The sequence below is a fragment of the Streptococcus sp. VT 162 genome (genome assembly GCA_000688775.2).
Classification (GTDB): domain Bacteria; phylum Bacillota; class Bacilli; order Lactobacillales; family Streptococcaceae; genus Streptococcus.
Window position 1 is genome coordinate 1,847,875 of the sequence record CP007628.2, and the last position, 26,909, is coordinate 1,874,783.

The following is a 26,909-nucleotide window of genomic DNA, read 5'->3' on the forward strand; positions in this document are numbered from 1 at the left end:
TGTTAATTCGCATCAAGGAGATTCTCATGAAGAAAAATATCTTAACCACCCTCTTGGCCGCCGTCCTCTACTTTCTCTGTGTAGGGATTGGAGTCTTCCTAGGACACCTGGTCGATCAAACAGGCAATATGTTCTACGCGCCGGCCTTTTCTGCCCTTGTCGGTGGCAGTGTCTACATGCTTCTTTTGACGAAGGTCCCTCGTTTTGGCGCTATCACCAGTCTAGGACTTTTTATGGCAATTTTCTTCCTAGCCAGCAAGCATGGCGCTGGTGCCTTTCTCCCAGGACTCGCCTGTGGTCTTGTAGCAGATGCCATCGCTCGTCTCGGAAACTACAGAGATCGAATCAAAAACACCCTCTCCTTCCTCGTCTTTGCTTTTAGCACAAGTGGCCCTATCTTCCTCATGTGGATCAATCCAGCATCCTACGAGGCAGCTCTCCTCGCTCGTGGAAAATCTCAGGAATACATTGACCGTATCATGGTCGCTCCAGAGTTGGACAAAATCCTTCTCTTTGTTTCAAGCATCGTCCTAGGTGCCTTGATGGGGGCTGTTATTGGGCAATTTCTAAGTCAAAAAATAGCTGATAAACTATAAGGTAAAAGCCCTGAAGACTAGCAATGCCTAGCTCCAGGACCTTTTTGTATACAATCTTAAAATTCACTATAGATAAATTCTTGAATATTCGAAAAATCGGTCACAAAACAGTAAATCACGATGCTCAAGATAACCGTATAGAAAAATAGTGTCCACAAGATTAAACGATGTGTGTTAGTTAGCTTGGTTTGCAAATTTGTAAAGTTCTTTTTCAACTTCCATCCATCCTTTCACTCCAACGTGCATCACGTCAAATAAAAAGTAATCATCATACTCTCTGTTTCCATAGTTTAATACGGTTGCACCATGACTCTTTGCGACATCTTCTATTTTTTTATAAGTTTTTTCTCGCATCTCTCTTGAGACACCAGTGTAGTCATTCCATTTCCCGTTTACTGGGAAAATAATAACCTCAACTTCAATGCCCAATTCCTTAGCAACTGTCAAGAAAAGTTCCATATCAGAATACTCTGGTGATTCTAGATAGCTCAAATCTTTTTTAGAATCTTTCAGCGATGCATAGCGATCTTTTAAGTAAGTATTGTAGTAGTTATTATCAACAGCATAGTCATTATTGTCTGTTTTCTTTTTGACCTCTTCCACAAACTGATCCGTCATCTTTTCCCAATTATAGTCTGGGGTTTTGTCTCCTGATGAGGGATAATCTGATTTCTCATGATTTTCATAAAATTTTCGTTTGAGCTTAAAGGAATACATCGCGTTATCTAACTCTAATAGTTTTTTATCAACAATGGTTCCTTTTCCATCTATGAAATAACTTTTATATTTTTTGTAGATGTCGTTTTGTTGCTTGTTTCCTTTGGTAATCTCGATAATGCGATTGATTAGTTTTTCTTTCGTTTCTTTACTAATCTTGTCATTATCTAGCATGTGAAAAATATGTTCCTGAGAAGCCTTGTTCAAAAAGGCATCTTGATGAGTCCCATCTTTTTCAAACCACTGAACAGACTCTACTATAGCTACTTTTCGCTTACTCATAGATCCTTCAATAGAAGCTAAAGTAGAGGCCTGAATGATGTTTTGAGAATAACTAGTCCCAATCTGCATGATATTAAAATCGTTGTAGTTAAAAATTTTATTTGGATGATAGTCTTCATTTATCGTCGCAACCAACTCTGAGGAACCCATTAGAACCAGTGTATTGGGGGTGATATTGCTTGTTAGAATATCTCTACTTTTATACTTTTCATATGAAGTGCTGTAACGAATACTGTTATCCTTGACTTTATAATAATCATCAATCTTCTTGACATACGTCACATGTAAAAGGGCAAGCGTCGCAATTACGAGCACAAGCGATAGTAAAAATGCTTTTAATTTAATCATCTCGTTTTATCCTATCCCTTCAATCTGGCCGATTTCTTTTCAATCTCTTATCTCTTTAAAATCGTCAGTAAGATTTTATAGGGTTCACCTGAAAAGATAAAGAAACCAACCATAACCAAATTCATGGTCACAAACCAACTTAGTAGCTTATACCAGTTCTTGTTTTTATTTTTTTTATAAAAATTGCTTTTCTTTTGATACACTTCAAATCCAGCCATCAAGACACCATGGTAAAAACCATAAACAATATAGCTTACACTAAGACCATGCCAAAAACCCATGACCAACATATTGACCATATAGGCATAGGTTGCATTGTGTAGTCTATTTTTAAACCATTTTTTCCTGATAACTTGCATCAATACTCTTGAAAATACAAAATCTCTCAACCAGGTCGACAAGGTGATATGCCATCTGGTCCAGAAATCTTTGATATCGACACTCAAGAAAGGTTTGTTAAAGTTCATCGGTGTCTGAATACCTAGAATATTACTACTTCCAACGGCCATTAGACTATAGCCTGCAAAGTCAAAGAACAGATACAAGGTATAGAGGTACATATACTTGATTGAGTAAACGACTATGCCAGTATTATTTAGAGCGAGTAAAATCTGGTAAACATAGGTTGATAAAACAATCTTGTAAAGGAGGCCTAGAACGATACGATATACACCGTCCCCTGCTAACTCTAGATACTCTTTTCGGGGCATGACCTCGTTTATCTCTTTTAAAAATCTCCTACTCCGATCAATTGGACCAGCACTAACTGTTGGAAAAAAGAGCAAAAACTGTAGATAATCTTTTACAGTGATTTTTTCTTTGATTAAGCCATCCGATATCTCTAGCATGATCTGAATGGTCTTAAAGGACATGTAAGAAATTCCAATAAAGGCCAACAAATGCAGAGAAGTCAGAGCAAAGACTTTATTGATCACCAAAGGAAGAATGGAAAGGAAAACCAGTGGTTTCAGCCACTTTGCCTCTATCCGCTGTGCTAGAAAAACCAGATAATACTGGTAGACGATAAAGGCAAGCAAATAGACAATCATCGCTCGACTCTTACCATAGATAGCTCCTGCAAATAAGAGAGAGAGCGCCAAAATATAGTAGTCTTTACGTTTTTCAAAAAAGTTTACCACAAAACCAATCAGTAAAACTACAAATAAGAGAAGGAAAAACTCATTCCCCTCGAAATAATTCATACCAGCCAAACTCCTTTACATTATCATCCCTTCTACAGCAAACTTTCTGATTTGCTAATTGGGGACCTTTGTTTATTATAGCATATTTCTAAAAAGAAGCTTTATCCTTCTTGCATTTCGGTGAGAAAACAAAAAGGAGTCGCGTTGAACTCCTTCCATTTATTTATGACTCAATTTCTTGGTCAAGAAATCTCCCAAGAACTGGATTGTAAAGATAATCAAAATGATAATAATGGTTGCCAAGATAGTCACATCGTGGTTGTAACGATTAAATCCATAGGCAATGGCTACGTTACCGATACCACCAGCACCAACCGCACCGGCCATAGCTGTTTCCCCAACAAGGGAAATCAAGGTCACAGTCGTCACACGAATCAAATCAGGAAGACCTTCTGATAGGTAAACACCCACAATGTCCCAGAAGGTCGCCCCGCTCGCTTGAGCAGCCTCAATAACACCGCCATCTAGTTCAGCCAAGACAACCTGTACCTGACGGGCAAAGAAGGCAAAGACTGCAAATGAAAGTGGCACAAGAGCTGCATTTGGCCCGATGCTCGTCTTCACAATCAAGTGAGAGAGTGGCGACATGATTGCCAAGAGGATGATAAATGGTACCGCACGGAAAATAGAGGTAATCTTGTCTAAAATCCAGAAGATAACCTTATTTTCCAAGACACCACCTGGCGCTGTCAAGACAAGGAAAAGACCTGCTACCAACCCCAAGAACCCTCCGATAATAAAGGAAAGAACTGTCATATAAAGAGTTAGGTAAATGGCTGTTCCCCAGCCTGCCTGACCAGCCCAGCCCATCTTGTAGACATTTGGTAAGTAAGTTTGAATCAACTCTGTCATTTTACTGTCCTCCCTTCAATACTTTTAACTGTACACCAGCCTGACGGATGGCTTCTTGAGCACCTACTAGCGCTGCTTTTTCACCTGACAAGACCACCACCAATTCTCCAACAGGAGTGCCATCGAGAATTTCGATATTTCCATAGAGGATATTAGCCGTTACTTGGTAATGTTTGTACAATTCATTCAAAAGTGGTTCGTCTGTCGAAGCCCCTGCATACTTGAGTTGCACTAAGATACTGTTCTCAGACAAGTGCTCTACGATTTCTTGCTTCTCAATCTTAACCATAGCTTCGTCAATACCTGTTGCAGTAGAGATAAAGTCCTGGGTCAAAGGTTGTTTAGGGTCTGAGAAGATTTCAAGAACACTACCCTCTTCAATCAAACGACCATCCTGCATGACCGCCACACGGTTGGCAATGTCTTTGACAATCTGCATTTCATGCGTAATCAAAACAACCGTCAAGCCTAATTTTTGGTTCAAATCTTGTAACAAGGCCAAAATCTGCTTGGTTGTCTTAGGGTCAAGGGCAGACGTTGACTCGTCTGAAATCAAGATTTTTGGATCATTGGCTAAGGCACGCGCAATGGCCACACGCTGTTTTTGCCCTCCAGATAGTTGAGAAGGGTAGTTTTCAGCACGATCCGCCAAGCCAACCAAGTCCAACAACTTAGCTACTTTAGCTTTCTTTTCTTCCTTGCTGAGTCCAGAGTGTTTGAGGGCAAAGGCCACATTTTCCTCCGCTGTCTTTTGACTCATGAGGTTGAAATGCTGGAAAATCATTCCGATATCCTGACGTTTACGACGCAACTGCTCTGCTGTCAAGGTCACTCTGCCGTTAAAAATAACGTCGTTATCAATGGTAATTTTCCCAGCAGATGGCTTTTGCAAGAGGTTAATCACCCGTACAAGGGTTGATTTCCCTGCTCCAGAATATCCAACAATTCCGTAGATATCCCCTTCTTGGATGTGAATGGTCACATCCTTGACCGCTGTGATGGTTCTCTTCTTTTGGTGAAAAGTCACATCGATCTGATCTAACTTGATAATATCTCTACTCATAGCTTCTAATCAGCTCCTCTACTAATTCAATATGGGTGTAGTAATCGGCGATTCGCACGTTTTCATCTCCACCATGGTCTCGGCTATTGGCATTTCCTAGACCGAAGGCCACCATGGGTACCTCTAAGGCATCAAAGACCGTATGCATAGGTCCTGTCCCCGCTGTGGTCGGCAAGACTGAAACGCCCTGTGGATAGAATTTCTTGGCCAACTCGATCACATTGAGAATGGCCGGCGCGCTCATATCGCTTCGATAACTCATCTCTCCCAAGGTATAGTATAATTCTACCTTATCAAAGCCATTTTTGTCTAGCTGTTTCCGAATTTTTTCCAGAACATCATGCGGTTCTAAGCCAGGAACCAAACGAACTTCTAACTTGGCACTGGCTTCTGCTGGCAAAATCGTTTTAACCCCTTGACCTTGATAACCTGACTGAATCCCTTCGATATTAAGGGCTGGCTCGAAAAAGAACCGTTTTAGAAAGGCTGCACGTTCCTCTTGTAAGAGAGGCAATTCCAAGCCATAAATGCGACTGATTTCCTCAGGATTGCGTTGGGCGTAGGTATCTACCAAGGCTAGTTCTCGTTCATTTGGCTCTTGAACATCCTCGTACAAGCCTTCTACCAATATACGTCCATCTGCTGCACGTAGACTACTTAGAGCCTGGATAAGATACCATGGAGCTGACTCCACGACACCACCATAACTCGAGTGGATATCCACATCCGCACTTTTTATCTTGGCATCAAAGGTTACAATCCCCTTGTTTCCGCCAGAGATTTCCAGCTGTTCCAAGGCGTTCTTGGTCCCTTGTTCCCAGACTAGCAAGTCCGCTCCACGAAGTTTGTCTGCGTGTTTCTCTAAATACTTATCTAGATCCATGGAAGCAGATTCCTCTGCCCCTTCCATGATAAAGCTGATATTGACAGGGAGGTCATCGTGGTGCTGCATATACTTTCTCAAAGCACTCAAACGAGCTGTGATGTGGCCTTTGTCGTCGTCAACACCACGTCCATACATAAAACCATTTCGCACAGAAAGGGTAAAAGGATTCTCTGTCCACACCTGGTCGCCATCCGCTGGCACGGTGTCATAGTGATTATAGAAGATCAAGGTCTTGGCATCTGGACGCGAACTCTTGAAATGCGCTATGACAAAGGGAGCCGTATAGCTCTCATCAATCTCCACTTCAGCCCCTACACGCTTGAAAATCTCACCCAGATAGTTTGCGACCTCCTTGAGTCCAACCTGTTGGGCAAAGACTGATTTCTTGGAAATCAAGGTGCGCAAGACTTCAAAATAATGTTGGGCCACATGATCCTTCTCAAATTTTTCAATCTGCTCTTGTTCGCTAGGAAAAACCATTTTCTCTCTCTTTCTACTACGTACTTGCGTCCTCAAAACGACAACAAGTGCCTCTTTAAAATCAACTCTCTATACAAAAGCAAGAGGTGGAAACTCTCTCCCACCTCCCTGTGTCTTATTACCAAACTGGTTGATCCAAACCGTCTGATGTTTCTTCGATAACTTTTTTCACTTCATCAGTGTGGTAAGCTGCGATAATTTTCTTGATGGCATCAGCCTTAGGTGATGATTCCCAATCTTTTTTCGCAACAATGATGTTGTACCATTGTTTTGAGTTTTCATCAGCTTGTTCTTTGAAGAGTGCTTTCTTGTAGTCCAATTTTGCTTCTGTAACGAAGGTATTGTTTACAACGGCAGCATCAACTGATGACAATGAACGAGCTGTTTGGCTAGCGTCCAATTCAGTAATCTTCAAGTTCTTTGGATTTTCTGTGATGTTAGCAACTGTTGCAAGTGCAGTTCCAGAAACATCCAATTTGATCAAACCAGCTGATTGAAGCAAGTAAAGCGCACGGCTTTCGTTTGTTGCATCGTTTGGTACAGCAATTTCACCGTTATCTGGGATTTCTTCCACTTTGGTGTACTTGTTTTCTTCCCCATTTTTACCTGAGTAAAGGCGGATTGGTGAGATGTAGGTATCTGCAATCGCTACAAGGTCTTTCCCGTTTTCTTTGTTCCAGTTGTTCAAGAAGTTGTAGTGTTGGAAAGCATTCAAGTCTACTTCGCCATCAGCAGTTGCCTTGTTTGGTTGTGAATAGTCTGTGAACTCTGTGAATTCCAATTTAATTCCATCTTTTTCAACCAATTCTTGGATTTTATCCCAACGCGCTTCTTCAGAACCGCTACGGTTAACTGTTGCAATTTTGACAACTGTTTCGTTGTCTGCTTTCTTTTCTGAATTTCCGCAAGCTGCAAGAGTCAAACCTGCGACTGTAGCAAGAGCTGCTACACCGAGCCATTTTTTAATTTTCATGATTCTTTCTCCTTTAAAAATAATACCGTAATAGTATCTCATACTTTATTTGAATTAGCAAATTGTTATTAGATAGGCAGACATATAGTTTGAAACTATATACCTAAAAATTGAGAAATCATCCGCCTTTCTCAGACTGGATGATTTCATACGACTATTTAATATCAGCTTCTGCTGGGAGGTAAGTGTCCCCGAAGAACTGTTTAGACAATTTTTCAAGAGTTCCGTCTTTGTAGAGTTCTTGGATACGTTTGTCTACAAATGATTTCAACTCATCTTGACCTTTAGCAAGAAGTGGGTAAACGTAAGGTTGTTGGTCGCTTGGAAGTTCAATGACTTTCAAGTTGTCCAAACCTTGGTTCTTGATAACTGTTTCAACACCAATTTTATCGAAGATCTTGTAGTCAAACTGACCATCGCTCAAACGAGACATGATTTGTTGGAAATCAGCTTTGGTATAGTTAAGAACCGTTGGATTGTCAGCGTGTTGTTTGTTATAATCTTCTAGCTGTTTAGCTGATGTTGTCCCTTGAACGACTTCAGTAGACTTGCCTCCGATGTCATCAAGTGATTTGATGCTGTCGTCGTCTTTCTTCACAACGAGAACGTTAGGGTTTTTAGCAGTTGGAGCTGCATAAAGGTACTTTTCAGCACGTTCTTTGGTATAGCTGATATTGTTCACAGCCATTTGATAACGGTCGCTATCAAGACCTGCAAAGACACCTGACCACTCTGTCTTTTCAAACTTGACATCGTATTTGTCAGAGTCTTTAAAGATAGCACGGACTACTTCAATCTCATAACCAGTCAACTCGCCATTTTCTTCGTAGTTGAATGGTTTTGGTGAAGCATTGGTTGCAACGATAATTTCTTTCTTACCAGATGCTGCTTCACTAGTTGCAGTATCTTTCTTATCTCCACCTGAGCAAGCTGCTAGTACACCTGCGGCAACAAGTCCTAGAGCAGCCAGAGATGAATATTTGACGATTTTTTTCATGTCAATTTCCTCCAAAATAGAATACTTTACTATCTTAACAGAAAATATTTTTTTTCGCCATTATATGATATCTATCTCGGTGATAGGTTTTTTTTATGGCTGACTAAAAGACTAGACGCAAGACTGCAATCAAGACCACTCCAAAAAGAACCGTACCCACTAGATTGCGGTAGCGAAAGGCTATCCAAGCCGTTGGAAAGACTGCTAAAAAGTCCAGCCATTTGATCTGGGGAAGGCTGCCAACCTTTCCAGTCACCACGCTTGAAAGGATCAAGGCAAAGATAATGGAAACAGGCAAGAACTTCAAAAACCGCTCAACGATAGCTGGCAACCCCTTGTACTTAACCAAGATGAAGGGAATCATACGGGGAATCCAAGTCACTAGGCCTGAAAAGATAACGGCTAACAAAAGATATTTACTGACCATCTAAGACCACCCCCATGGTACAACCTAGCAAGGTCGCAAACAAAACAGCTAGCGACTGAGACACTACTGTCAAGAGCAAAAAGAAGGACACCGCAACAACGGCTAGGATCCGCAGCAGATTCCGTACAGGAACCCGTCTTTGCATAATCTGAAATTGCGAAGTAAAAATCCCGATAAACATCCCAACAAGGGCAAAGTCTAAGCCAAAGACTTCAGGATTTGGAAGAAGGCCACCTAAAGCTGTCCCCGCCACTGTCCCAATAAACCAGGCTACATAACTATTGAGATTGTTCCCGTGCATCCACATAGGATGGACTTTGTCTGTATGGGCTAATTCGCCCATCAAAACTCCATAGGTCTCATCAGTCAAGAGGCTAGACATACCGATGTTTTGCCAGAGACTAGTATGACGGAAATAGGTCGATGCATGCAAGCTCAGCAAAAAGAGTCGCAAGTTGATCAAAAAAACTGTCATAGCAATGGCTGCCACAGGCGCTTGTACCGCAATCAGTGCCAACATGGCAAACTGGGCACTCCCAGCATAAACAAAGAGGCTCATCAAGCCCATCTCAACAGGTGTCACATAAGGCGCACCAATAATCCCACAGGCTAGACCAATGCTGACATAGCCAAGAGCAGTCGGCATGGCCGCCTGTACACCTTCCCAAAATCCTTTTTCTTTCATCCTTCTCCTCATATTCTCTCCAATTGAGGCTGTTCATCATCACAGCCACAGCACGGACTATTATAACATATTCAAAGAAGAGAAAAAAGTTTCGGATTCGAAACCTATTGCCAGAAAAAGTGCTGAAGAGGAAGCATCATGGATACATGAGAAATTGATCCACTCGGATAGTATACTTATCGGTTTCTGTGCCTGTAGCATATTTATTTTCTGTTGGATAGACATCGATCCAGAGTTCCCACTGTTGTCCTTTTAACTTGACCTTGTAGCGATAACCGTCATCATAGAGGCCTACTGTCTCAGTTGTCATGGACTGGTAATCTGGGAGTTCTTCCAGTTCTTTTTTTACAGTCTGGGATAAGTTATCGAGCAATGCTTGCTGCTCAGCTTTTGAGGTAACGAGAAAATAAGCCGCTACTGTTTCCAAACGATGCGATTTTGAAAATGTAAAGGTCGCTCGGCCTGGATAGCCTTTCAAAGTAATCTGCTCATAGTGATAGAAAAGGCGACCTGTTTTATAAAAATACGGGTCTTCTGCACGCCAGGTATCGCGATAGGCCATTTCTGTTTCCTCCTCCACCTCGCTAGCATTTCCAAATACTTCTTCAAAAGATTTAGGAGACATACCGAACGAAAGGGATTCAAACAAAACCAGTTGTGTCCTTTTGATATTCTGGCAAGCTGATAAAAGCATGAGTAAAGCTCCAAGAGCAAGCAAACTACTGATTATTTTTGTAAATTTCATATTTCTACTATACAAAAAAAGGGTAGGATTTGTCCAAGATAAAAGAGTCAACAATTAACTGACTCTTTATTCTATGGTATAGAAGGAAAGGATTACGATGCATGCCTCCGATATTGACTAATCCCAACCCCATACTCCTTATCTTCAGGCTTTTCATGATATCCAAGTTCTGTCGAATAAACCTCGACCCTGAGATCCTCCGTTTGCCCTTGTAATTTGACTTTATATTGATAAGAATCTTGATCTAGTCCTACCATTTCAACTGTCATAGACTGATAGTCTGGTAAAGATTCAATTTCTGTTTTTATAGCCTGCGATAGTTTGCCAAGTAGTTCTTTCTGTTCCATTTTTGAAGCAACAGGAAAAGAAGCCCTCGCTTCTTCCAAGGTATGCCATTTTGAAAACGTAAAATCTGCGCGGATAGTATAGCCTTCCCATCTCATATTTTCGTAATAGTAGAAAAGGCGACCTGTTTTATAGAAATACGGGTCTTCTGCACGCCAAGTATCACGATAGGCCATTTCCTCCTCTTCCACGACTTTGTCAGCTGCTACAAATGAATTTTCAAAAGATTCTACAGACATATAAAACGAAAGCGATTTAAACATGACTAACTGCGTACTAGGAAATTCCAAATTTTTAAAATTTTGGTAAGATTTTATAAATAAGATTATCACTCCAAGAGCAAGTAAACCACTGATTATTTTTGTAAATTTCATATTTCTACTATACAAAAAAAGTCTATGATTGACAAACTTTGATAGAGTCGGATTTCGTGGTTAGATTCTAAAATTACTTTTTCATTTAAGGTAACAAGGAATTGAGCAAAAACTAGTAACAGATAGTCAAAATAAAAAAGACTGAAACTGTACTGCACCCCAAAAGTTAGACAGAAAAATCTAACTTTTGGGGTGCAGTACAGAGATTATCTTTTTCATTCTATTTTCTCCTATACTATGAAACAAAGACAGTATAACACGAAAACTGCCCTAACTCAAACTTGGATAGCTGAGATGCTGTCAGTCCATCACAAGCTACATCTGACTGCTTGAGTTTTCTAGTCAATCGCAATTCCTTGTAAAATTCTCCCAATGCCATCTTTTCAATCATGACCAAACTCCTGTCCAAAACCCTCTTTACTATTCCATTCGTAAATACTTTTCCTTTTTTAACATATTATAAAATATTGGAACTATATACCAGTTTACACTAGACACAAGATATAGTGCTTACGAGAATATCAAAAAGGCGGCTTACAAACGGAAATCGTCTTTTAATAATGTCTAAATTCTTCGCAGGATTTCAAAATTTTGATATAATAGAAGTAACAAAAATAAAGGAAATTAAGTATTATGAACGCAATCACAGCTCACAGCTCACAGCTCACAGCTCACAGCTCACACTCACAGCTCACAGCTCACAGCTCACAGCTCACAGCTCACGCTGATTATGTAATCGGACGTGTTTTTTGTCAAGCATTAAAACAGGCATTTTCACATTTTTGTGAGAAGGCTTTTTATGTTGAGTTTTCTGAGTTATCTTTAGAGAGAAATGGAGAGCTACAATATGCCTAACCATTTCTCAAACGAAGTTGATGGACAACTCAAGTTTTATCAAGATTATCTACCTCTAGTTGATAAAACTTTGAAAATAGATGATATTTTAACGGATTATACAGATGGTATTGTAAATGGAAATCTGATCGAATTTAAAGTTGTTATAAATGATATTAACACTGTTCTATTCCAAGCCATCAAATATCTATCTGCTCGGAGAATCAAAGGAAAAGAAATCCCCAAAAACATTCTGCTTGTGTCGCTAACGAATAAAAAAATCTATGTTTTTGATAGTCAGGACTATTTAACACATATCGAAAAAGTATATTTTGGTGGTGCAAGTGTAAAAACCTCTGGTTTTTCTGCTGGTACTCCTCTTGAAGTTTTAGAATACGGTCAAAATCAACTACACGAAAGTCGTCTTATTAATTTACTACGTTCAAAGCAATATACAAAAATTAACATTGATGAAAACTGTATTGTTGGTTGGGCAGAACGTTTTTATCGTGAAAACAAAGGAGCTAAAAAGTCTGATTTTATTGGTGATCATACTGGTAAAGTTAAAATTATTGGTGAAATTCGGAAACCTGAGAAACTAAAAGAGTTTATCAATCCTTATATCGGTGAAACTAATGTTCAATTTCAATATTTGATGGATAAACTCAATGATACTTTGCAAAAGAAAAATTTAGGAGCTTTCTACACTCCTGAACTTTATGTTCAAAAGTCATTGGAGCTAGTCCGACAAGCTATTAAACGTGTTCCAGAAGGAAATGATTATATTATTTTGGATAGATGTGCCGGAACTGGAAACCTTGAGAAATTGATGAGCGACGAGGAATTAAGTCACTGTGTTCTTTCAACTATAGAATATTATGAATATAAAGTTCTGCTGGAATTGCTTGGAGATAAAGTCCGTCATATCATTCCACCAACTGAAAAAGAAGATACTTTTAATATGGGGTTAGTTCGAGGAGCAGATGCTCTTAGCGAGGAATATATCAATAATGAAATTATTCAACACTATATCAACGATCCAAAAGTAACAATTATTTTGTATGAAAATCCACCCTACGCAGATACACGCAGTATAGAGCATCAAAAAGCAAAAAAGACTTCATCATCATCACAATGGAAACAAAGTTATTTAATGAAACAGATGAAACAAGAAGTCAAGGGAATGGGTGTAAATGAGATGGGAAATATCTTTATTTGGAGTGGTTTCAAATATTATCTTCGTCAGCCTACTGACAGTTACATTATTTATAGCCCAATCAAATATTGGAAAGAAATTCATCTCATCGATAAAAAGTTTGAAAGAGGATTTGCTTTTAATCGAAAACATTTTCACACTAAAATTGATGCGTTAGTTTCTTGTATTCTTTGGTCAAATGTAGATGAAGAATTAAATAATATTACTCTTGAAGCATTCAATATAGTCAATAACGAAATCTTACAAGAAGAAGATTTAACCATCAATCGTATTTATAAGAAATATAGTAATGTGTATTACGACAAACGGAAATTTAGTGACGATAAATTATCTGATTTTGTATTGGGGTTAAATGGAGCAAAATTAATAGGCACGAATAAAATTACTTCTCAGACAATTATAAATAACAATCTAATTGGCTATTTGCGAGCTTCTGGAGTGAATTTTGACAATCCTGACTTGGCTTCTTCTTTACTAGTTGCTAGTCTATATAATGGTGCAGGGTATTTCCCATTAAGAAAAGACAATTTCCTAGAAAAGCTCCCAATGTTTGCCGCCAGTCGCTACATTACTTATAATCGTCACTGGACACAGCGTGCTAATATTATGAAATCTGCCGATGGCGTTGAACGTTTCAATAAAGCTGTATCAAGTAACAAGATTGAACAAGACTTATTGAAAATTCTTCTATTCACAACACTTGAAACGCAAAATCACATGAGAAGTTTATATGGTTCTGATGGACGATTCTACCGAAATGAGTTGTCATTGGATAACACTAATGGAGATACGCTAGCAACAGTTAACTTAGCAAAATTGAAACAAGGTTCTAAAGAGACTGCTTTATTTGAACAATGGGAAAAAGTCCTAACAGAAGCTAAGAAGACGGAAAATTATGATTCTAAATTAACGTATTCAGTTTATCAGATTATTGATGAGCTTAACACATCTGAAAAAGATGAAAATGATAAAACAATCTATAACTATCCCGAATTAAACGGACACTTGAATACATTGAAAACAATGGTAAAAGAATATTATAATTCTGAAATTGTGCCATTCCTATTTGAGTATGAATTTTTGAAATAAGCATGAAAAAGACGATTTCCGCTTGGAAGTCGCCTTTTTGATATTCTTGTAAGCACTATATATTGTGTCTAGTGTAAACTGATATATAGTTACCTAAAATATTTTAGCAAAAAACCAGCCTCAAACTGACTCTTTATTCTATGGTATCAAAAGCGAGACTTGGTTTGGCATTGAGGTCTAAGCTTGCAAAGTTTTCTTTGTTCCACTCGCTGACGCTGGCATAGGCAATCATACCTGCATTGTCTCCACAGAGACGCAGGGGTGGGATGATGACCTTGACATCTGTAATTTCAGCTGCCAAGCGTTCTCTAAGACCTTTATTGGCTGCCACGCCACCGGCCACGACTAGGGTTTTAACAGGATATTTTTCCAAAGCCTTCTTGGTTTTGGCCATAAGAATATCCATGACTGCTGCTTGGAAAGATGCTGACAGGTCTTCCTTGGACAAGCTCTCTCCCTTTTGCTCGGCATTGTGGTGAAGATTGATAAAGGCTGACTTCAAACCAGAGAATGAAAACTCTAGATTGTCCTCCTTAATCATGGCACGAGGGAAATCATAAAGATCCTGCCCCTGATGGGCCAGCTCGTCAATCTCGCGACCTGCTGGATAGGTCAACCCCATAACTCGACCGACTTTATCGTAAGCCTCACCAACCGCATCATCACGAGTTTCCCCAACAATCTTGTAATCCCCAGCCTCAGAAACATAGACTAACTCTGTGTGCCCACCACTGACCAAGAATGCCAACAAAGGAAACTCCAAAGGCTCCACACTCTGAGCCGCCATGAGGTGGCCAGCCATGTGGTTGACGGGGATAAGTGGCAGACCATGCGCCCAAGCAAAGGCCTTGGCAGCTGACAAACCAACTAGTAGAGCTCCAACCAAGCCTGGTCCATAAGTAACGGCAACGGCTGTCACGTCCTCTTCGGTAATTCCTGCTTCTGCCAGCGCCTCCTCGATACAGGCTGTAATGACCTCGACATGGTGACGACTAGCTACTTCTGGCACTACGCCCCCAAAACGTTTATGGCTCTCAATTTGACTAGCAATGACATTGGACAAGAGTTGCTCGTCGTTTTTTAAGACGGCGACACTGGTCTCGTCACAGGATGTTTCAAACGCTAAAATATATCTATCCTTCATCTACTTCTCTCTTCATGATAATGGCGTCCTCGACTGGGTCATGGTAATAGGCCTTTCGCTCAGCGATGACTGCCATCTTTTCTTTTTTGTAAAATGCTTGCGCTCGTTGGTTTGACTTTCTGACTTCGAGGAAAATTTCTTTATCTGTCGGCAATTGAGCAAACAAGGCTGACGCAATGCTCTGTCCTTGATAGGCTTTCTTTACAGCAATTTGCAGGACTTCTGCTTCAAAGAGATTCTCCTGAACAGCTAGAAATCCAATCACTTCTACCCCATCATAAGCCAGAGCATACCAAGTCTGACCTTGGGACAGGTCTTCTTGGATTTGTTCCAGCGTCCAAGGGCTGACTGGGTAAACAGCTGCCATGACAGCATAGATAGCTTGAGCCAAGTCAGGTCGCTGTTGGATTCGTTTGATCTCTATCATAGGCGTTTAATGTAGGACTCGCCAGACTCGGTGTGATTCTTGAGCCAGTTTTCCTCGGCTTCGACACGCTTGAGGTAATTTGGCACAAAGTCGTGCAAGGAGTCTGCTTCCTTATCCCAGGCCCAAAGAGCTAGATTGGCTGCATTTGGCAAGGTTTCTTGGTAGCTAGCTTGTGGCAGCTGTTCTTGGATCTGTTCCACAAAGGCTCCAACTTCTCCGACAAAGGTTACCTGTTCAGCATCCTTGACCTGCTCTAGCACTTCCTCAAAAGACAGGTGTGCTTCTGGAAAGACAGCCTTGGCATTTTCATAAAATCCTGCATAGACATTGTTACGGCGTGCATCCATGATAGGAACCACCAAGCCTTCTTGCTGACTTGGCACCAGAGCCAAGAGGCTGGACATGCCAACCAACTCGATGTTCAAAGTATGAGCCAAGGTTTTGGCTGTCGCTACCGCAATTCTCAGACCTGTGTAGCTGCCCGGTCCCTCTGCCACCACGATTCGATCCAAGTCCTTGGGTGTCAGGTCCAGACTCGACATCAAAAAATCGATGGCAGGCATAAGGGTGATGCTGTGATTCTTCTTAATATTAATCGTCGTCTCAGCAAGAACCTGCTTGTCCTCTAAAATGGCTAGAGAAAGAGCCTTGCTGGACGTATCAAAAGCTGCAATCTTCATGCTTATCCTCTATTTTTCCTCTTGCCGCCAAAGTGAGCGGCGTTTTAATTTGTCTTCGTAGAAACTATCTACCAAAAATTCCTCTAAAATCTGGCTAAAAGCCTCCAAATTAGGCACTTGCTGCGCCAAGTGTTTTCCAAAAATCGCTTCTTGCTCAGCAATCTTGGGCAGCAAATCCGCTCCAGCAGCAGTCAAGCTCAAGCGAGAACTGCGCTTGTCCTTGCTAGAAATTTCCTTCTTGACCAAGCCTTTTTTAATCAAAGCCTGCACCAAGCGACTAGGGCTTTTTTCCTCACAAATCAGGGATTCCCCCAAGCCCTTGAGAGACAGCGGAGCATGTTCGCCCAAAACGAGCAAGACCTCGCTTTGATTGGGCGTAATTCCCAAAGGCTCTAGCAACTTCCCATATTCTCTCGTCGCTAAGCTCTCTGCACTTCTAAACAAATAGCCAAATCGAATTCCTTCTGCTACCACGCTGCTCTCCTTTCAAAAATCACTTCTATACTATTTTACACTAGATTAGGTAAATTGTTGACAATTTTAGTTAAAAAATATAAAATCTTGAATAGATGACATATCATCTATTTGCAAAAGGAGGAAAAACGGATGACCCCAAACCCTACAAATCAAAAACCAGCTAGAACAATGACCCACGCTTTTGTGACTGGTGCGACCGGTCTTTTAGGAAATAATCTCGTGCGTGCTCTGCTAAAAGAAAACATTCAAGTGACCGCTCTCGTTCGCTCCGAGGAAAAAGCGCGCAAACAATTTGCCGACCTGCCTATCCAGATTGTCAAGGGGGATATTTTAGAGCCCGAAAGCTATCGTGACTATCTAGCAGGCTGCGACAGCCTCTTTCATACCGCTGCTTTTTTCCGCGATAATTATAAAGGCGGCAAGCACTGGCAGGAGCTCTACGACACTAATATTATAGGCACAAATAACCTCCTAGAAGCTGCTTATGAGGCTGGTATCCGCCAATTTGTCCATACTTCCTCCAGTGTCGTACTGGAAGGTGAGGCCAATCAGCTAATCGATGAAAGCATGTCTCGCTCAAAAGATACTCCTTTTGATTACTATCGCAGCAAGATTTTGAGTGAAGAGGCCGTTCGTGATTTCTTGGACAAGCATTCAGATGTTTTCGGTTGCTTTATCTTGCCGAGTGTAATGTTGGGTCCTAGAGACCTTGGTCCGACCTCCAGTGGGCAGCTGATTATCAATTTTGTAGAGCAAAAACTTCCAGGTATCTTAAAGGCTAGCTATAATATGGTGGATGCTAGAGATGTAGCAGATATTCATCTCCGCGCCATGAAATACGGACGCTCAAAGGAGCGCTATCTGGCAGTTGGACGGCAAGTGACCATGACAGAATTGTACCAAATACTGGAAAAAATCACTGGCGTTCCCGCCCCTAAGCGCAAGATCTCCCCTCTTTTCGCCAAAATCTATGCCCAAGCAAGTGAGCTCTACCACCGGCTCACCAAAAAACCAATTTTGGTTACCAATGAGCTCGCTCATCTCATGGCCGAAGAATATCTCAAAAGTAATTTTAGCTTTGCCAAAACCGAGAGCGAGCTAGGCGGACAGCATCGCCCTCTCGAAGAAAGCTTAGCTGACGTGGTAGATTGGTACCGCAAGCACGGCTATCTATCATAAGATTAAAAGTATCCAGGACAGGCATTTCAAAAATATGGAATCCGAATACTTTTAGACTAAATCACTCTTACATTTTCTTATCTCCACCTTTTACTATTCCCTTATTTTATGGTATAATCATTATAATTTTAACGAATCAGGATTAATCTACTACTCAGAATTAAATAAAAGAAAACAGCTAATCAGCTGTTGTTTTCTGCAGGTTAATCATGAAAATACGAAAGGAAATGTAATGATTTACAAAGTTTTTTATCAAGAAACAAAAGAACGTAGCCCACGTCGTGAAACAACACGCTCACTTTACCTAGACATCGATGCCAGCTCAGAACTTGAGGGCCGTATCGCTGCTCGCCAACTTGTCGAAGAAAACCGCCCAGAGTACAATATCGAATTTATCGAACTCTTGTCTGACAAATTGCTAGATTACGAAAAAGAAACTGGCGCTTTCGAAATCACGGAGTTCTAATATGGCCTATACTCTTAAACCTGAAGAAGTCGGCGTTTTTGCCATCGGTGGTCTGGGAGAAATCGGGAAAAACACTTACGGAATTGAATACCAAGACGAAATTATCATCGTCGATGCTGGGATTAAATTCCCAGAGGATGACTTGCTGGGTATCGACTATGTTATCCCTGACTACTCTTACATCGTGGACAATATCGACCGCGTCAAAGCCGTTTTGATTACTCACGGACACGAGGACCACATCGGTGGGATTCCTTTCCTGCTCAAGCAAGCAAATGTCCCTATCTACGCTGGTCCACTTGCCTTGGCTTTGATCCGTGGAAAACTCGAAGAACACGGCCTCTTGCGCAACGCCAAACTTTACGAAATCAACCACAACACTGAGTTGACCTTTAAAAATCTCAAGGCAACTTTCTTTAGAACCACCCACTCCATTCCAGAGCCTTTGGGGATTGTCATTCATACTCCTCAAGGTAAAATCGTCTGTACAGGTGACTTTAAGTTTGACTTTACTCCAGTTGGGGAACCTGCGGACTTGCACCGGATGGCAGCCCTTGGTGAAGAAGGCGTGCTCTGTCTCCTGTCTGACTCGACAAATGCGGAAGTGCCAACCTTTACCAACTCTGAAAAAGTCGTTGGTCAGTCCATCATGAAGATTATCCAAGGCATCGAAGGACGTATCATCTTCGCATCCTTTGCCTCAAATATCTTCCGTCTCCAGCAAGCAACGGATGCTGCTGTTAAAACTGGACGCAAGATTGCTGTCTTTGGACGTTCGATGGAAAAAGCCATTGTCAACGGGATCGAGCTTGGCTACATCAAAGCTCCTAAGGGAACCTTTATCGAGCCAAATGAAATCAAAGACTATCCTGCAGGCGAGGTTCTTATCCTCTGTACAGGTAGTCAAGGGGAGCCAATGGCAGCCCTCTCTCGTATCGCTAATGGAACTCATCGTCAGGTGCAACTCCAACCCGGCGATACCGTTATCTTCTCTTCAAGTCCAATCCCTGGAAATACGACTAGCGTCAACAAGTTGATTAACATCATCTCAGAAGCTGGTGTCGAAGTTATCCACGGTAAAATCAACAATATCCACACCTCTGGACACGGTGGTCAGCAAGAGCAAAAACTCATGCTCCGCTTGATTAAGCCCAAATACTTCATGCCCGTTCACGGTGAATACCGCATGCAGAAAGTCCATGCTGGACTAGCGGTGGATACGGGTGTCGAGAAGGACAATATCTTTATCATGAGTAATGGTGATGTGCTTGCCCTTACTGCTAACTCAGCTCGTATCGCAGGTCATTTCAATGCCCAAGACATCTATGTCGATGGAAATCGTATCGGCGAAATCGGTGCAGCCGTCCTCAAAGACCGTAGAGATCTATCCGAAGACGGTGTCGTACTTGCAGTCGCAACTGTTGACTTCAAATCGCAGATGATTCTGTCTGGTCCAGACATCCTCAGTCGAGGCTTTGTCTACATGAGAGAGTCTGGCGACTTGATTCGTCAAAGTCAGCGCATCCTCTTCAATGCCATTCGTATCGCATTGAAAAACAAAGATGCTAGCATCCAATCTGTCAATGGTGCTATTGTCAACGCCATTCGACCATTCCTCTATGAAAATACAGAACGTGAACCGATCATCATTCCGATGATCCTCACACCAGATGAAGAATAATACTCTTTGATTTTCATTGAATACAAGTCAAAAAAAACAGCCCCGTCTTCGGAGCTGTTTTTTCTATGCTTTCTTTTGAGATTGAAACTCAATAAAAATCGAAATCAGACTAGAAGGCTAGGCGAAAGCATAACTTGAGTTAGGTGAGCCGAAGCCGACGACGTATCATTTTGATTTTTGAAGAGTTTTAGAAATACTACGATTTTTACCTTCAAGATACACCATCAAAATAGAAATATCTGCTGGATTTACTCCCGAAATACGGCTGGCTTGGCCGATGGTTTCTGGATTGATGAGTTTGAACTTCTGACGGGCTTCTGTTGCGATCGAGTCAATGTCATCCCAGTCGATATTGGCTGGAATGCGTTTTTCTTCCATGCGTTTCATCTTGGCAACCTGATCCATGGCTTTGGAAATATAACCCTCGTACTTGATCTCTGTTTCAATCAATTCAATGACCTTGTCATCCAAGTCCTCTGCAGCTGGTCCGATAAAGGCCACCACATCTTGGTAAGAGACTTCTGGACGGCGAAGGAATTCCTTGGCTGTCACTGCATCTGTCAGCGGCTTGAATCCCATCGCTTCAACCTTAGCGTTCGTTTCCTTGACTGGCTTGAGTTTGATGCTGTCTAGGCGTTTCATCTCATTGTCAAATTGATTTTTCTTAATCTCAAAACGGGCCCAGCGTTCATCATCAACGAGACCAATCTCACGACCCATCTCAGTCAAACGCATATCAGCATTGTCATGACGGAGGATGAGACGGTATTCAGCACGACTGGTTAAGAGACGGTAAGGTTCAATAGTTCCCTTGGTCACCAAGTCGTCAATCATGACCCCGATATAGCCGTCACTGCGCTTCAAAATCAATTCAGGCTTGCCTTGGATTTTCAAAGCCGCATTGATACCAGCGATAATCCCTTGGCCAGCAGCTTCTTCGTAACCAGATGTCCCATTTGTCTGACCAGCTGTGAAAAGTCCTGAGATTTTCTTGGTTTCCAGAGTCGCACGCAACTGATGAGGCAAGACCATGTCATACTCGATAGCATAACCAGTTCGCATCATTTCTGCATTTTCCAAACCTTTGATGGAATGAACCAGCTCGCGTTGTACATCCTCAGGCAGACTGGTTGACAAGCCTTGGACATAGACTTCCTCTGTATTGCGTCCTTCTGGCTCAAGGAAGAGCTGGTGGCGTTCCTTGTCCGCAAAGCGCACAATCTTATCCTCTATCGACGGGCAATAACGAGGGCCCACTCCCTTAACCACACCTGTAAACATAGGCGCACGGTGGAGGTTATTTTGGATAATCTCATGACTGGTACCATTGGTGTAGGTCAACCAGCATGGAACTTGGTCTTTGACATAATCCTCATCACGCGAAGTATAAGAGAAGTGATTGGGTGCTTCATCTCCTGGCTGGATTTCTGTCACATCGTAGTTGATAGAAGAAGCCTTGACACGCGGAGGTGTACCTGTCTTGAAACGACCGATTTCGAGTCCCAGTTCCTTGAGATTGTCAGCAAGGTTAATCGAAGCCAAGCTGTGGTTTGGTCCTGATGAGTACTTGAGGTCTCCGATGATAATTTCCCCACGGAGGGCTGTTCCTGTCGTCACGATAACGGCCTTTGCAGCATACTCTTGATGGGTCGCTGTACGAACACCGACAACCTTGCCATCTTCCACCAAAATCTCATCAATCATGGTCTGACGAAGGGTCAGATTTTCTTGATTTTCAACCGTCTTGCGCATTTCCTTAGAGTAAAGTTCCTTGTCAGCCTGCGCCCGAAGGGCGCGAACAGCTGGACCTTTCCCAGTGTTGAGCATCTTCATCTGGATGTAAGTCTTGTCAATGGTCTTGGCCATCTCGCCACCGAGAGCATCTACCTCACGCACGACAATTCCCTTGGCAGAACCTCCGATAGAAGGATTACAAGGCATGAACGCCAGCATTTCAATATTGATAGTCGCAAGCAGAACCTTACAGCCCATACGGCTAGCGGCCAAGGAAGCCTCAACCCCAGCGTGTCCCGCACCAATTACAATAATATCGTATTCTTCCGTAAAATTATAAGTCATTTTCTCTCCTATTCCTCAAGATGAATGTGTCGCAGCTGGCCGTCCCAATCTGGTAGGGCTGCTTTTAAAAATGCTGGAACTAGATTGATACCCTTAAGCTTGTCTAAGTCAATCCACTCACAGGGTTGCGTTTTCTCATCTTCCTGCATGGTCAAAGGTGCATCCTCAAGTAGATCAACCAGATAATGAAACTCGATGTTGTGATAGGAAACACCGTCTTGTTCAAAACGATTTTCAACCACAAAAGCTAGTTTCCCAGCTTGAGCTTTGACGCCCAGTTCTTCCTTCACTTCGCGGACTACCGCGTCCTCCGTTCTTTCATTGACTTGAATCGCACCGCCAATAGTGTAATACTTGCCCTTATCTTTGGTAACTAGGAGCTTGCCATTTTGGAGAATCAAGGCTGTCGCCCGAACACCAAAAACAGTATTTTCCACTTTTGTCCGAAAGTCTGGTTGAGCCATTTTTATCCTTTCCCTTAAACGACACAAAAACAGTCAAAACTCCAAAGAAGTGCAGGACAAAAAAGCCTGCAACATCCATGAGCTTTGACCATCATTTCTATTGCTTTTATTATTGTAGCAAATTGAGAAAATTTGTCAATCTAAATGTACTGACAAACTTGTCCATCTCGATAAGCATTGTCAATCAAACCGCCACCTAGGCACTCTTCGCCATCGTAAAAGACAACTGCCTGTCCTGGTGTGATGGCGCGTTGCGGTTCCGCAAAGATGACCTCTGCCTTATCTCCTTTGACATGTACTGTCACCTTAGAATCAGGCTGACGGTAGCGGAATTTAGCCGTACATTCTAGCGTAAACTCCTCTGGCATCTCACGAGTAAAATGAACTTGACTGGCTTCTAGGCTGGTTGACATAAGCGAATCATGGTAGAAACCTTGGCCGACATAGAGGATGTTCTTGTTTAGGTCTTTTCCAACAACGAACCAAGGAGCATTGTCACCGCCGTGTTGGCCACCGATACCAAGTCCGCCACGCTGACCGATTGTATAATACATCAGACCTGCATGCTCGCCCATATCGCGTCCATCCACAGTCATCATACGACCTGGCTGGGCTGGTAGATAGTTGCTGAGAAATTCTTTAAAGTTCTTTTCCCCGATAAAGCAAATCCCTGTCGAGTCTTTCTTCTTAGCAGTCGCAAGGCCTGCCTCTTCTGCGAGTCTGCGAACTTCAGGCTTTTCCAAATGTCCCAATGGGAACATGGTTTTTTGGAGTTGTTCTTGCGAAAGTTGACTGAGGAAATAGGTCTGGTCCTTGCCATTGTCCACGCCACGAAGCATGTGAACGATACCATCCTCATCACGCGCCACTCGAGCATAATGCCCCGTCGCTACATAGTCTGCCCCTAAGGTCATGGCATAGTCCAGAAAGGCCTTGAACTTGATTTCCTTGTTGCACATAACATCTGGATTTGGCGTGCGCCCTGCACGGTATTCCGCTAGGAAATACTCAAAAACGCGGTCCCAATACTCTTTTTCAAAATTGACAGAGTAGTAAGGAATGCCGATCTGGTCTGCCACCGCAGCCACATCCTTGTAATCTTCGGTCGCCGTACAGACGCCGTTTTCATCTGTGTCATCCCAGTTCTTCATGAAGATACCAATCACATCGTAGCCCTGCTCATTGAGCAAGAGAGCCGTCACCGACGAATCAACACCACCACTCATCCCCACGACAACACGTGTTTTAGAGTTATCACTCATGGTAAGTCTCCCATCTATTCGTTTATTCATACCCTCAAAATTCTATTTATTATGACTTTCAATAGAATTTCTTCGAGTATAGTCTTTTCGTTTGCTTTTAGGACTAGGCAACGAGTCGCAGGCATAACTCAAGTTAGGTAAGACGAGTTAACGACGTAATAAAAGATAAACGAAATGACTAGTTCACGATTGAAGGTCGTGTGTGCTTTAACGATTGAAGGTCGCTTGAGCAGTATTCATTATAACACGCTTAGTTGTAGAAGACAAGAAAGAGGCTGATAAATCATCTCAACCTCTCTTTCTTACTTTGCAAACGAATCAATTTTCCCCTTTAAGTTCTTTCTTCGCTTGTTCTATCTGGTATTTCACTTGCTCAAAGCCGGTTCCTCCTAAGGAATTCCGTCTCTGAACAGCGGTTGCTGGGCGCAAGTAGATATAAATATCCTCTTCAATCAAGGGATGGTAGACTTGCAACTCCTCCAAATCCCAATCTTGGATATTTTTACCATGCTTGATAGAGTCTAGAACCAATTTCCCTACTATTTCATGCGCTTCTCTAAAAGGGAGTCCTTTTTCAGCCAAATAATCTGCCAGTTCGGTCGCATTCGAAAAATCATTCTCTATAGATTGCTGCATTTTGGCCTTATTAACCTGCATGCTCGATAGCATACCTGCCAGCACATCCAGAGAATTTAAAATCGTTTCTACTGTATCAAACATGCCTTCCTTGTCCTCTTGCAAATCCTTATTATAGGCCAGAGGCAAAGACTTCATAACGGTCAATAGTCCAAGTAAGTTCCCGTAAATCCGTCCTGTCTTCCCTCGAATCAATTCGGCCATATCAGGATTTTTCTTCTGGGGCATGATAGACGAACCCGTTGAAAAGCTATCAGACAAGCTAATGTACTGATACTCAAAACTGCACCAATTGATGATTTCCTCACAAAAACGACTCATATGCATCATCAAAATGCTGGCATTTGACAGAAATTCTAAGATAAAATCACGGTCACTCACTGCGTCCAAGGAATTGGTATAGGGTTGTTGGAAACCCAGTAAATCACTCGATAATTGACGATTGATTGGAAAAGTTGTCCCCGCCAATGCAGCCGCCCCCAGTGGAGATAGGTCCGTATGTTTCAAGTTAAATGCAAAGCGCTCGCTATCCCTTTGAAACATATTGTAATAAGCCATGAGATGGTGGGCAAAACTAATCGGTTGGGCGTGCTGCAAATGAGTATAGCCTGGCATGATGGTTTCTACATGTTTTTCAGCCAAATCCAGCAAAACACTGTTCAGATTCGCCAACTTATCCAAGACATGGCCAAGCTGCTCCTTTAGATATAAGTGCATATCCGTTGCGACTTGGTCATTCCGAGAACGAGCTGTGTGTAGTTTCCCAGCCAGAGGACCGATTTTCTCTGTCAGCAACACTTCCATATTCATATGAATATCTTCATTTGCAATATCAAAATGAAGCTCTCCTGCCTCTAAATCTCGCAACAAAGCTTTCAAACCATCTTGGATCTGCTCTGCCTCTTCCAAGCTCAAAATGCCAGTCTGTCCTAGCATTTGAACATGAGCTAGGGAGCCCATCAAATCAAATTTTGCCAGCTGGTGGTCAAAGGAAATACTCGCACCGAACTGTTCTACCCACTCTTCCACAGTGCCTTCAAATCGACCACCCCATAATTTTGTATTTTTCGACATATCCTGTCGTCCCTTTCTATCGCATCACTACTCAACATTTTTCTGAACTTCTGAATAAACCTTAGTCGGAAGCCCCCAAAGCTTGATAAATCCAACAGCCGCATCTTGGTCAAAAGTATCCGCACTAGTATAAGTCGCCAAATTTTCATCATAAAGAGAATTTGGAGATTTCCGCGCTACTACCTGAGCGTTTCCCTTATAGAGTTTAACTTTTGCAGTTCCATTGACAACTTTCTGTGTCTCCTTGATATAGGCAATCAAAGCCTGAGTTGCTGGGCTAAACCACAAGGCATTATAGATGAGATTGGACAACTCATTTTCGATAATGGGTTTGAAATGAGCCACTTCTCTCACAAGAGTCAAGTCTTCAATTTCCTTATGAGCTGCCAATAAAGTCATAGCACCTGGGCACTCATAAATCTCTCTTGACTTAATACCGACTAGGCGATTTTCCACATGGTCAATACGACCGACACCGTGTTTACCCGCAATTTCATTTAGCTTTTGAATCAAAGCCGCCACTTTCATCTTCTCACCATTGAGGGAGATGGGCACCCCGCAGCTAAACTCAATGTCAATAAATTCTGGACTGTCTGGCGCCTCTTCTGGAGAAGATGTGATTCCAAATGCTTCTTCTGGCGCTTGGTTCCAAGGATTTTCCAAAACACCACATTCATTTGCACGTCCCCAAAGATTTTGATCGACAGAGTAAGGATTGTCAAGGTCAGCAGGAACTGGGACGCCATTTTCTTTGGCATATTGGATTTCTTCTTCACGAGACCATTTCCACTCACGAACAGGCGCAACTACCTTTAGATTGGGATCCAAAGCTGCAATAGAGACTTCAAACCGAACTTGGTCGTTTCCCTTACCTGTACAACCGTGGGCAATTGTGGTTGCTCCCGTCTGATGAGCTATTTCAACGAGTTTTTTTGAAATAAGAGGACGACTCAGAGCAGATACTAAGGGGTACTTTTGTTCATAGTAGGCATGAGCCTGAAGAGCCACTAAAACATAGTCATTAGCAAATTCTTCCTTAACATCAATGACATAAGACTCTACAGCCCCAACCTTGAGAGCTTTATCATGGATGAACTCCAAATCTTTTCCTTCACCCACATCCATACAAACAGCGATTACATCATAGTCTTTTTTTAACCATGTAATAGCAACCGATGTATCCAATCCACCTGAATAGGCTAAAATAACTTTTTCCTTACTCATTTCTC

The 26,909-nt window shown here is 42.0% G+C and carries 26 protein-coding genes; 6 read left to right on the forward strand and 20 right to left on the reverse strand.

Going from position 1 to position 26,909, the window contains the following annotated elements:
* The first annotated feature begins 26 nt into the window (after window positions 1–26).
* Window positions 27–596, forward strand: a complete 570-nt coding sequence (locus V470_09185; GenBank protein AHZ48582.1) for a membrane protein — start codon at window positions 27–29, stop codon at window positions 594–596.
* Between the two features lie 174 nt (window positions 597–770).
* Here the strand turns inward: V470_09185 and V470_09190 are convergent, their stop codons facing one another.
* The 11 genes from V470_09190 to V470_09240 all read right to left on the reverse strand — a co-directional run bounded on the left by V470_09190 (window position 771) and on the right by V470_09240 (window position 10,972).
* Complete coding sequence (locus tag V470_09190; protein ID AHZ48583.1) at window positions 771–1,943, reverse strand: protein DltD; 1,173 nt, start codon at window positions 1,941–1,943, stop codon at window positions 771–773.
* Window positions 1,944–1,990: 47 nt separating this feature from the next.
* Window positions 1,991–3,145, reverse strand: coding sequence for an alanyl transferase (locus V470_09195; GenBank protein AHZ48584.1), 1,155 nt, complete (start codon window positions 3,143–3,145; stop codon window positions 1,991–1,993).
* 159 nt (window positions 3,146–3,304) lie between these two features.
* Window positions 3,305–3,997 (reverse strand): methionine ABC transporter permease, encoded by a 693-nt coding sequence (locus V470_09200; protein ID AHZ48585.1) that lies wholly within the window; start codon window positions 3,995–3,997, stop codon window positions 3,305–3,307.
* Window position 3,998: 1 nt separating this feature from the next.
* The gene (locus V470_09205) at window positions 3,999–5,060 is read right to left on the reverse strand and encodes a methionine ABC transporter ATP-binding protein (GenBank protein ID AHZ48586.1); all 1,062 of its coding nucleotides are present in this window, start codon (window positions 5,058–5,060) and stop codon (window positions 3,999–4,001) included.
* Window positions 5,053–6,426: a peptidase M20 gene (locus V470_09210; protein ID AHZ48587.1), complete on the reverse strand. Its 1,374-nt coding sequence runs from the start codon at window positions 6,424–6,426 to the stop codon at window positions 5,053–5,055. Before V470_09210 ends, V470_09205 begins: the two co-directional genes overlap by 8 nt.
* Window positions 6,427–6,544: 118 nt before the next feature.
* Complete coding sequence (locus tag V470_09215) at window positions 6,545–7,399, reverse strand: O-sialoglycoprotein endopeptidase (protein ID AHZ48588.1); 855 nt, start codon at window positions 7,397–7,399, stop codon at window positions 6,545–6,547.
* Window positions 7,400–7,553: 154 nt separating this feature from the next.
* Entirely contained in the window at window positions 7,554–8,396 is an 843-nt protein-coding gene (locus tag V470_09220; protein AHZ48589.1) for an amino acid ABC transporter substrate-binding protein, read from the reverse strand.
* A 103-nt stretch (window positions 8,397–8,499) separates the two neighbouring features.
* Window positions 8,500–8,823: a branched-chain amino acid permease gene (locus V470_09225; protein ID AHZ48590.1), complete on the reverse strand. Its 324-nt coding sequence runs from the start codon at window positions 8,821–8,823 to the stop codon at window positions 8,500–8,502.
* The gene (locus tag V470_09230) at window positions 8,813–9,469 is read right to left on the reverse strand and encodes a branched-chain amino acid permease (GenBank protein AHZ48591.1); all 657 of its coding nucleotides are present in this window, start codon (window positions 9,467–9,469) and stop codon (window positions 8,813–8,815) included. Before V470_09230 ends, V470_09225 begins: the two co-directional genes overlap by 11 nt.
* Window positions 9,470–9,644: 175 nt before the next feature.
* On the reverse strand, window positions 9,645–10,253 hold the full coding sequence (locus V470_09235; GenBank protein ID AHZ48592.1) for a hypothetical protein: 609 nt from the start codon (window positions 10,251–10,253) through the stop codon (window positions 9,645–9,647).
* Window positions 10,254–10,345: 92 nt separating this feature from the next.
* The gene (locus V470_09240) at window positions 10,346–10,972 is read right to left on the reverse strand and encodes a hypothetical protein (GenBank protein ID AHZ48593.1); all 627 of its coding nucleotides are present in this window, start codon (window positions 10,970–10,972) and stop codon (window positions 10,346–10,348) included.
* Between the two features lie 633 nt (window positions 10,973–11,605).
* On the opposite strand from V470_09240, the gene V470_10750 reads away from it, so the two are divergent.
* Together V470_10750 and V470_09250 are read left to right on the forward strand one after the other, a co-directional pair.
* Window positions 11,606–11,827 carry a hypothetical protein gene (locus V470_10750; GenBank protein ID AJZ74458.1) on the forward strand — a complete coding sequence of 74 codons (222 nt, stop codon included), beginning with the start codon at window positions 11,606–11,608 and terminating at the stop codon, window positions 11,825–11,827.
* The gene (locus V470_09250; protein AHZ48594.1) at window positions 11,820–14,111 is read left to right on the forward strand and encodes a hypothetical protein; all 2,292 of its coding nucleotides are present in this window, start codon (window positions 11,820–11,822) and stop codon (window positions 14,109–14,111) included. Before V470_10750 ends, V470_09250 begins: the two co-directional genes overlap by 8 nt.
* A 133-nt stretch (window positions 14,112–14,244) precedes the next feature.
* Here V470_09250 and V470_09255 read toward each other — a convergent pair whose 3' ends face one another.
* From V470_09255 to V470_09270, 4 genes are read right to left on the reverse strand one after another with little or no spacing between them, the layout of a single operon-like run.
* On the reverse strand, window positions 14,245–15,255 hold the full coding sequence (locus V470_09255) for a tRNA threonylcarbamoyladenosine biosynthesis protein Gcp (protein AHZ48595.1): 1,011 nt from the start codon (window positions 15,253–15,255) through the stop codon (window positions 14,245–14,247).
* Window positions 15,245–15,682, reverse strand: coding sequence for an alanine acetyltransferase (locus V470_09260; GenBank protein AHZ48596.1), 438 nt, complete (start codon window positions 15,680–15,682; stop codon window positions 15,245–15,247). The genes V470_09255 and V470_09260 overlap by 11 nt, the downstream gene beginning before the upstream one ends.
* Entirely contained in the window at window positions 15,679–16,362 is a 684-nt protein-coding gene (locus tag V470_09265; protein AHZ48597.1) for a peptidase M22, read from the reverse strand. The genes V470_09260 and V470_09265 overlap by 4 nt, the downstream gene beginning before the upstream one ends.
* Before the next feature lie 9 nt (window positions 16,363–16,371).
* Window positions 16,372–16,836: a MarR family transcriptional regulator gene (locus V470_09270; protein AHZ48598.1), complete on the reverse strand. Its 465-nt coding sequence runs from the start codon at window positions 16,834–16,836 to the stop codon at window positions 16,372–16,374.
* Between the two features lie 132 nt (window positions 16,837–16,968).
* Between V470_09270 and V470_09275 the strand changes: the two genes are divergently transcribed.
* From V470_09275 to V470_09285, 3 genes are all read left to right on the forward strand, one after another.
* Window positions 16,969–18,018: an oxidoreductase gene (locus V470_09275; protein ID AHZ48599.1), complete on the forward strand. Its 1,050-nt coding sequence runs from the start codon at window positions 16,969–16,971 to the stop codon at window positions 18,016–18,018.
* Between the two features lie 232 nt (window positions 18,019–18,250).
* On the forward strand, window positions 18,251–18,484 hold the full coding sequence (locus V470_09280; GenBank protein AHZ48600.1) for a hypothetical protein: 234 nt from the start codon (window positions 18,251–18,253) through the stop codon (window positions 18,482–18,484).
* A 1-nt stretch (window position 18,485) separates the two neighbouring features.
* Window positions 18,486–20,165, forward strand: coding sequence for a ribonuclease J (locus tag V470_09285; GenBank protein AHZ48601.1), 1,680 nt, complete (start codon window positions 18,486–18,488; stop codon window positions 20,163–20,165).
* A gap of 165 nt (window positions 20,166–20,330) precedes the next feature.
* Here the strand turns inward: V470_09285 and V470_09290 are convergent, their stop codons facing one another.
* The 5 genes from V470_09290 to V470_09310 all read right to left on the reverse strand — a co-directional run bounded on the left by V470_09290 (window position 20,331) and on the right by V470_09310 (window position 26,904).
* A complete protein-coding gene (locus V470_09290) occupies window positions 20,331–22,244 on the reverse strand; it encodes a tRNA uridine 5-carboxymethylaminomethyl modification protein (protein AHZ48602.1) in 1,914 nt (637 codons plus the stop codon).
* 8 nt (window positions 22,245–22,252) lie between these two features.
* Window positions 22,253–22,708, reverse strand: coding sequence for an NUDIX hydrolase (locus V470_09295; protein ID AHZ48603.1), 456 nt, complete (start codon window positions 22,706–22,708; stop codon window positions 22,253–22,255).
* A 140-nt stretch (window positions 22,709–22,848) separates the two neighbouring features.
* Window positions 22,849–23,970: a thiouridylase gene (locus tag V470_09300; GenBank protein ID AHZ48604.1), complete on the reverse strand. Its 1,122-nt coding sequence runs from the start codon at window positions 23,968–23,970 to the stop codon at window positions 22,849–22,851.
* A gap of 318 nt (window positions 23,971–24,288) precedes the next feature.
* On the reverse strand, window positions 24,289–25,680 hold the full coding sequence (locus tag V470_09305) for an argininosuccinate lyase (GenBank protein AHZ48605.1): 1,392 nt from the start codon (window positions 25,678–25,680) through the stop codon (window positions 24,289–24,291).
* Window positions 25,681–25,707: 27 nt separating this feature from the next.
* Window positions 25,708–26,904 carry an argininosuccinate synthase gene (locus V470_09310; GenBank protein ID AHZ48606.1) on the reverse strand — a complete coding sequence of 399 codons (1,197 nt, stop codon included), beginning with the start codon at window positions 26,902–26,904 and terminating at the stop codon, window positions 25,708–25,710.
* Between the last annotated feature and the right edge of the window lie 5 nt (window positions 26,905–26,909).

What these genes read in the sequence shown, in the direction of transcription:
- V470_09185 (AHZ48582.1), top strand. Translation starts at nt 27, where the DNA reads ATGAAGAAAAATATCTTAACCACCCTCTTGGCCGCCGTCCTCTACTTT.
- V470_09190 (AHZ48583.1), bottom strand. Translation starts at nt 1,943, where the DNA reads ATGATTAAATTAAAAGCATTTTTACTATCGCTTGTGCTCGTAATTGCG.
- V470_09195 (AHZ48584.1), bottom strand. Translation starts at nt 3,145, where the DNA reads ATGAATTATTTCGAGGGGAATGAGTTTTTCCTTCTCTTATTTGTAGTT.
- V470_09200 (AHZ48585.1), bottom strand. Translation starts at nt 3,997, where the DNA reads ATGACAGAGTTGATTCAAACTTACTTACCAAATGTCTACAAGATGGGC.
- V470_09205 (AHZ48586.1), bottom strand. Translation starts at nt 5,060, where the DNA reads ATGAGTAGAGATATTATCAAGTTAGATCAGATCGATGTGACTTTTCAC.
- V470_09210 (AHZ48587.1), bottom strand. Translation starts at nt 6,426, where the DNA reads ATGGTTTTTCCTAGCGAACAAGAGCAGATTGAAAAATTTGAGAAGGAT.
- V470_09215 (AHZ48588.1), bottom strand. Translation starts at nt 7,399, where the DNA reads ATGAAAATTAAAAAATGGCTCGGTGTAGCAGCTCTTGCTACAGTCGCA.
- V470_09220 (AHZ48589.1), bottom strand. Translation starts at nt 8,396, where the DNA reads ATGAAAAAAATCGTCAAATATTCATCTCTGGCTGCTCTAGGACTTGTT.
- V470_09225 (AHZ48590.1), bottom strand. Translation starts at nt 8,823, where the DNA reads ATGGTCAGTAAATATCTTTTGTTAGCCGTTATCTTTTCAGGCCTAGTG.
- V470_09230 (AHZ48591.1), bottom strand. Translation starts at nt 9,469, where the DNA reads ATGCCGACTGCTCTTGGCTATGTCAGCATTGGTCTAGCCTGTGGGATT.
- V470_09235 (AHZ48592.1), bottom strand. Translation starts at nt 10,253, where the DNA reads ATGAAATTTACAAAAATAATCAGTAGTTTGCTTGCTCTTGGAGCTTTA.
- V470_09240 (AHZ48593.1), bottom strand. Translation starts at nt 10,972, where the DNA reads ATGAAATTTACAAAAATAATCAGTGGTTTACTTGCTCTTGGAGTGATA.
- V470_10750 (AJZ74458.1), top strand. Translation starts at nt 11,606, where the DNA reads ATGAACGCAATCACAGCTCACAGCTCACAGCTCACAGCTCACAGCTCA.
- V470_09250 (AHZ48594.1), top strand. Translation starts at nt 11,820, where the DNA reads ATGCCTAACCATTTCTCAAACGAAGTTGATGGACAACTCAAGTTTTAT.
- V470_09255 (AHZ48595.1), bottom strand. Translation starts at nt 15,255, where the DNA reads ATGAAGGATAGATATATTTTAGCGTTTGAAACATCCTGTGACGAGACC.
- V470_09260 (AHZ48596.1), bottom strand. Translation starts at nt 15,682, where the DNA reads ATGATAGAGATCAAACGAATCCAACAGCGACCTGACTTGGCTCAAGCT.
- V470_09265 (AHZ48597.1), bottom strand. Translation starts at nt 16,362, where the DNA reads ATGAAGATTGCAGCTTTTGATACGTCCAGCAAGGCTCTTTCTCTAGCC.
- V470_09275 (AHZ48599.1), top strand. Translation starts at nt 16,969, where the DNA reads ATGACCCCAAACCCTACAAATCAAAAACCAGCTAGAACAATGACCCAC.
- V470_09280 (AHZ48600.1), top strand. Translation starts at nt 18,251, where the DNA reads ATGATTTACAAAGTTTTTTATCAAGAAACAAAAGAACGTAGCCCACGT.
- V470_09285 (AHZ48601.1), top strand. Translation starts at nt 18,486, where the DNA reads ATGGCCTATACTCTTAAACCTGAAGAAGTCGGCGTTTTTGCCATCGGT.
- V470_09290 (AHZ48602.1), bottom strand. Translation starts at nt 22,244, where the DNA reads ATGACTTATAATTTTACGGAAGAATACGATATTATTGTAATTGGTGCG.
- V470_09295 (AHZ48603.1), bottom strand. Translation starts at nt 22,708, where the DNA reads ATGGCTCAACCAGACTTTCGGACAAAAGTGGAAAATACTGTTTTTGGT.
- V470_09300 (AHZ48604.1), bottom strand. Translation starts at nt 23,970, where the DNA reads ATGAGTGATAACTCTAAAACACGTGTTGTCGTGGGGATGAGTGGTGGT.
- V470_09305 (AHZ48605.1), bottom strand. Translation starts at nt 25,680, where the DNA reads ATGTCGAAAAATACAAAATTATGGGGTGGTCGATTTGAAGGCACTGTG.
- V470_09310 (AHZ48606.1), bottom strand. Translation starts at nt 26,904, where the DNA reads ATGAGTAAGGAAAAAGTTATTTTAGCCTATTCAGGTGGATTGGATACA.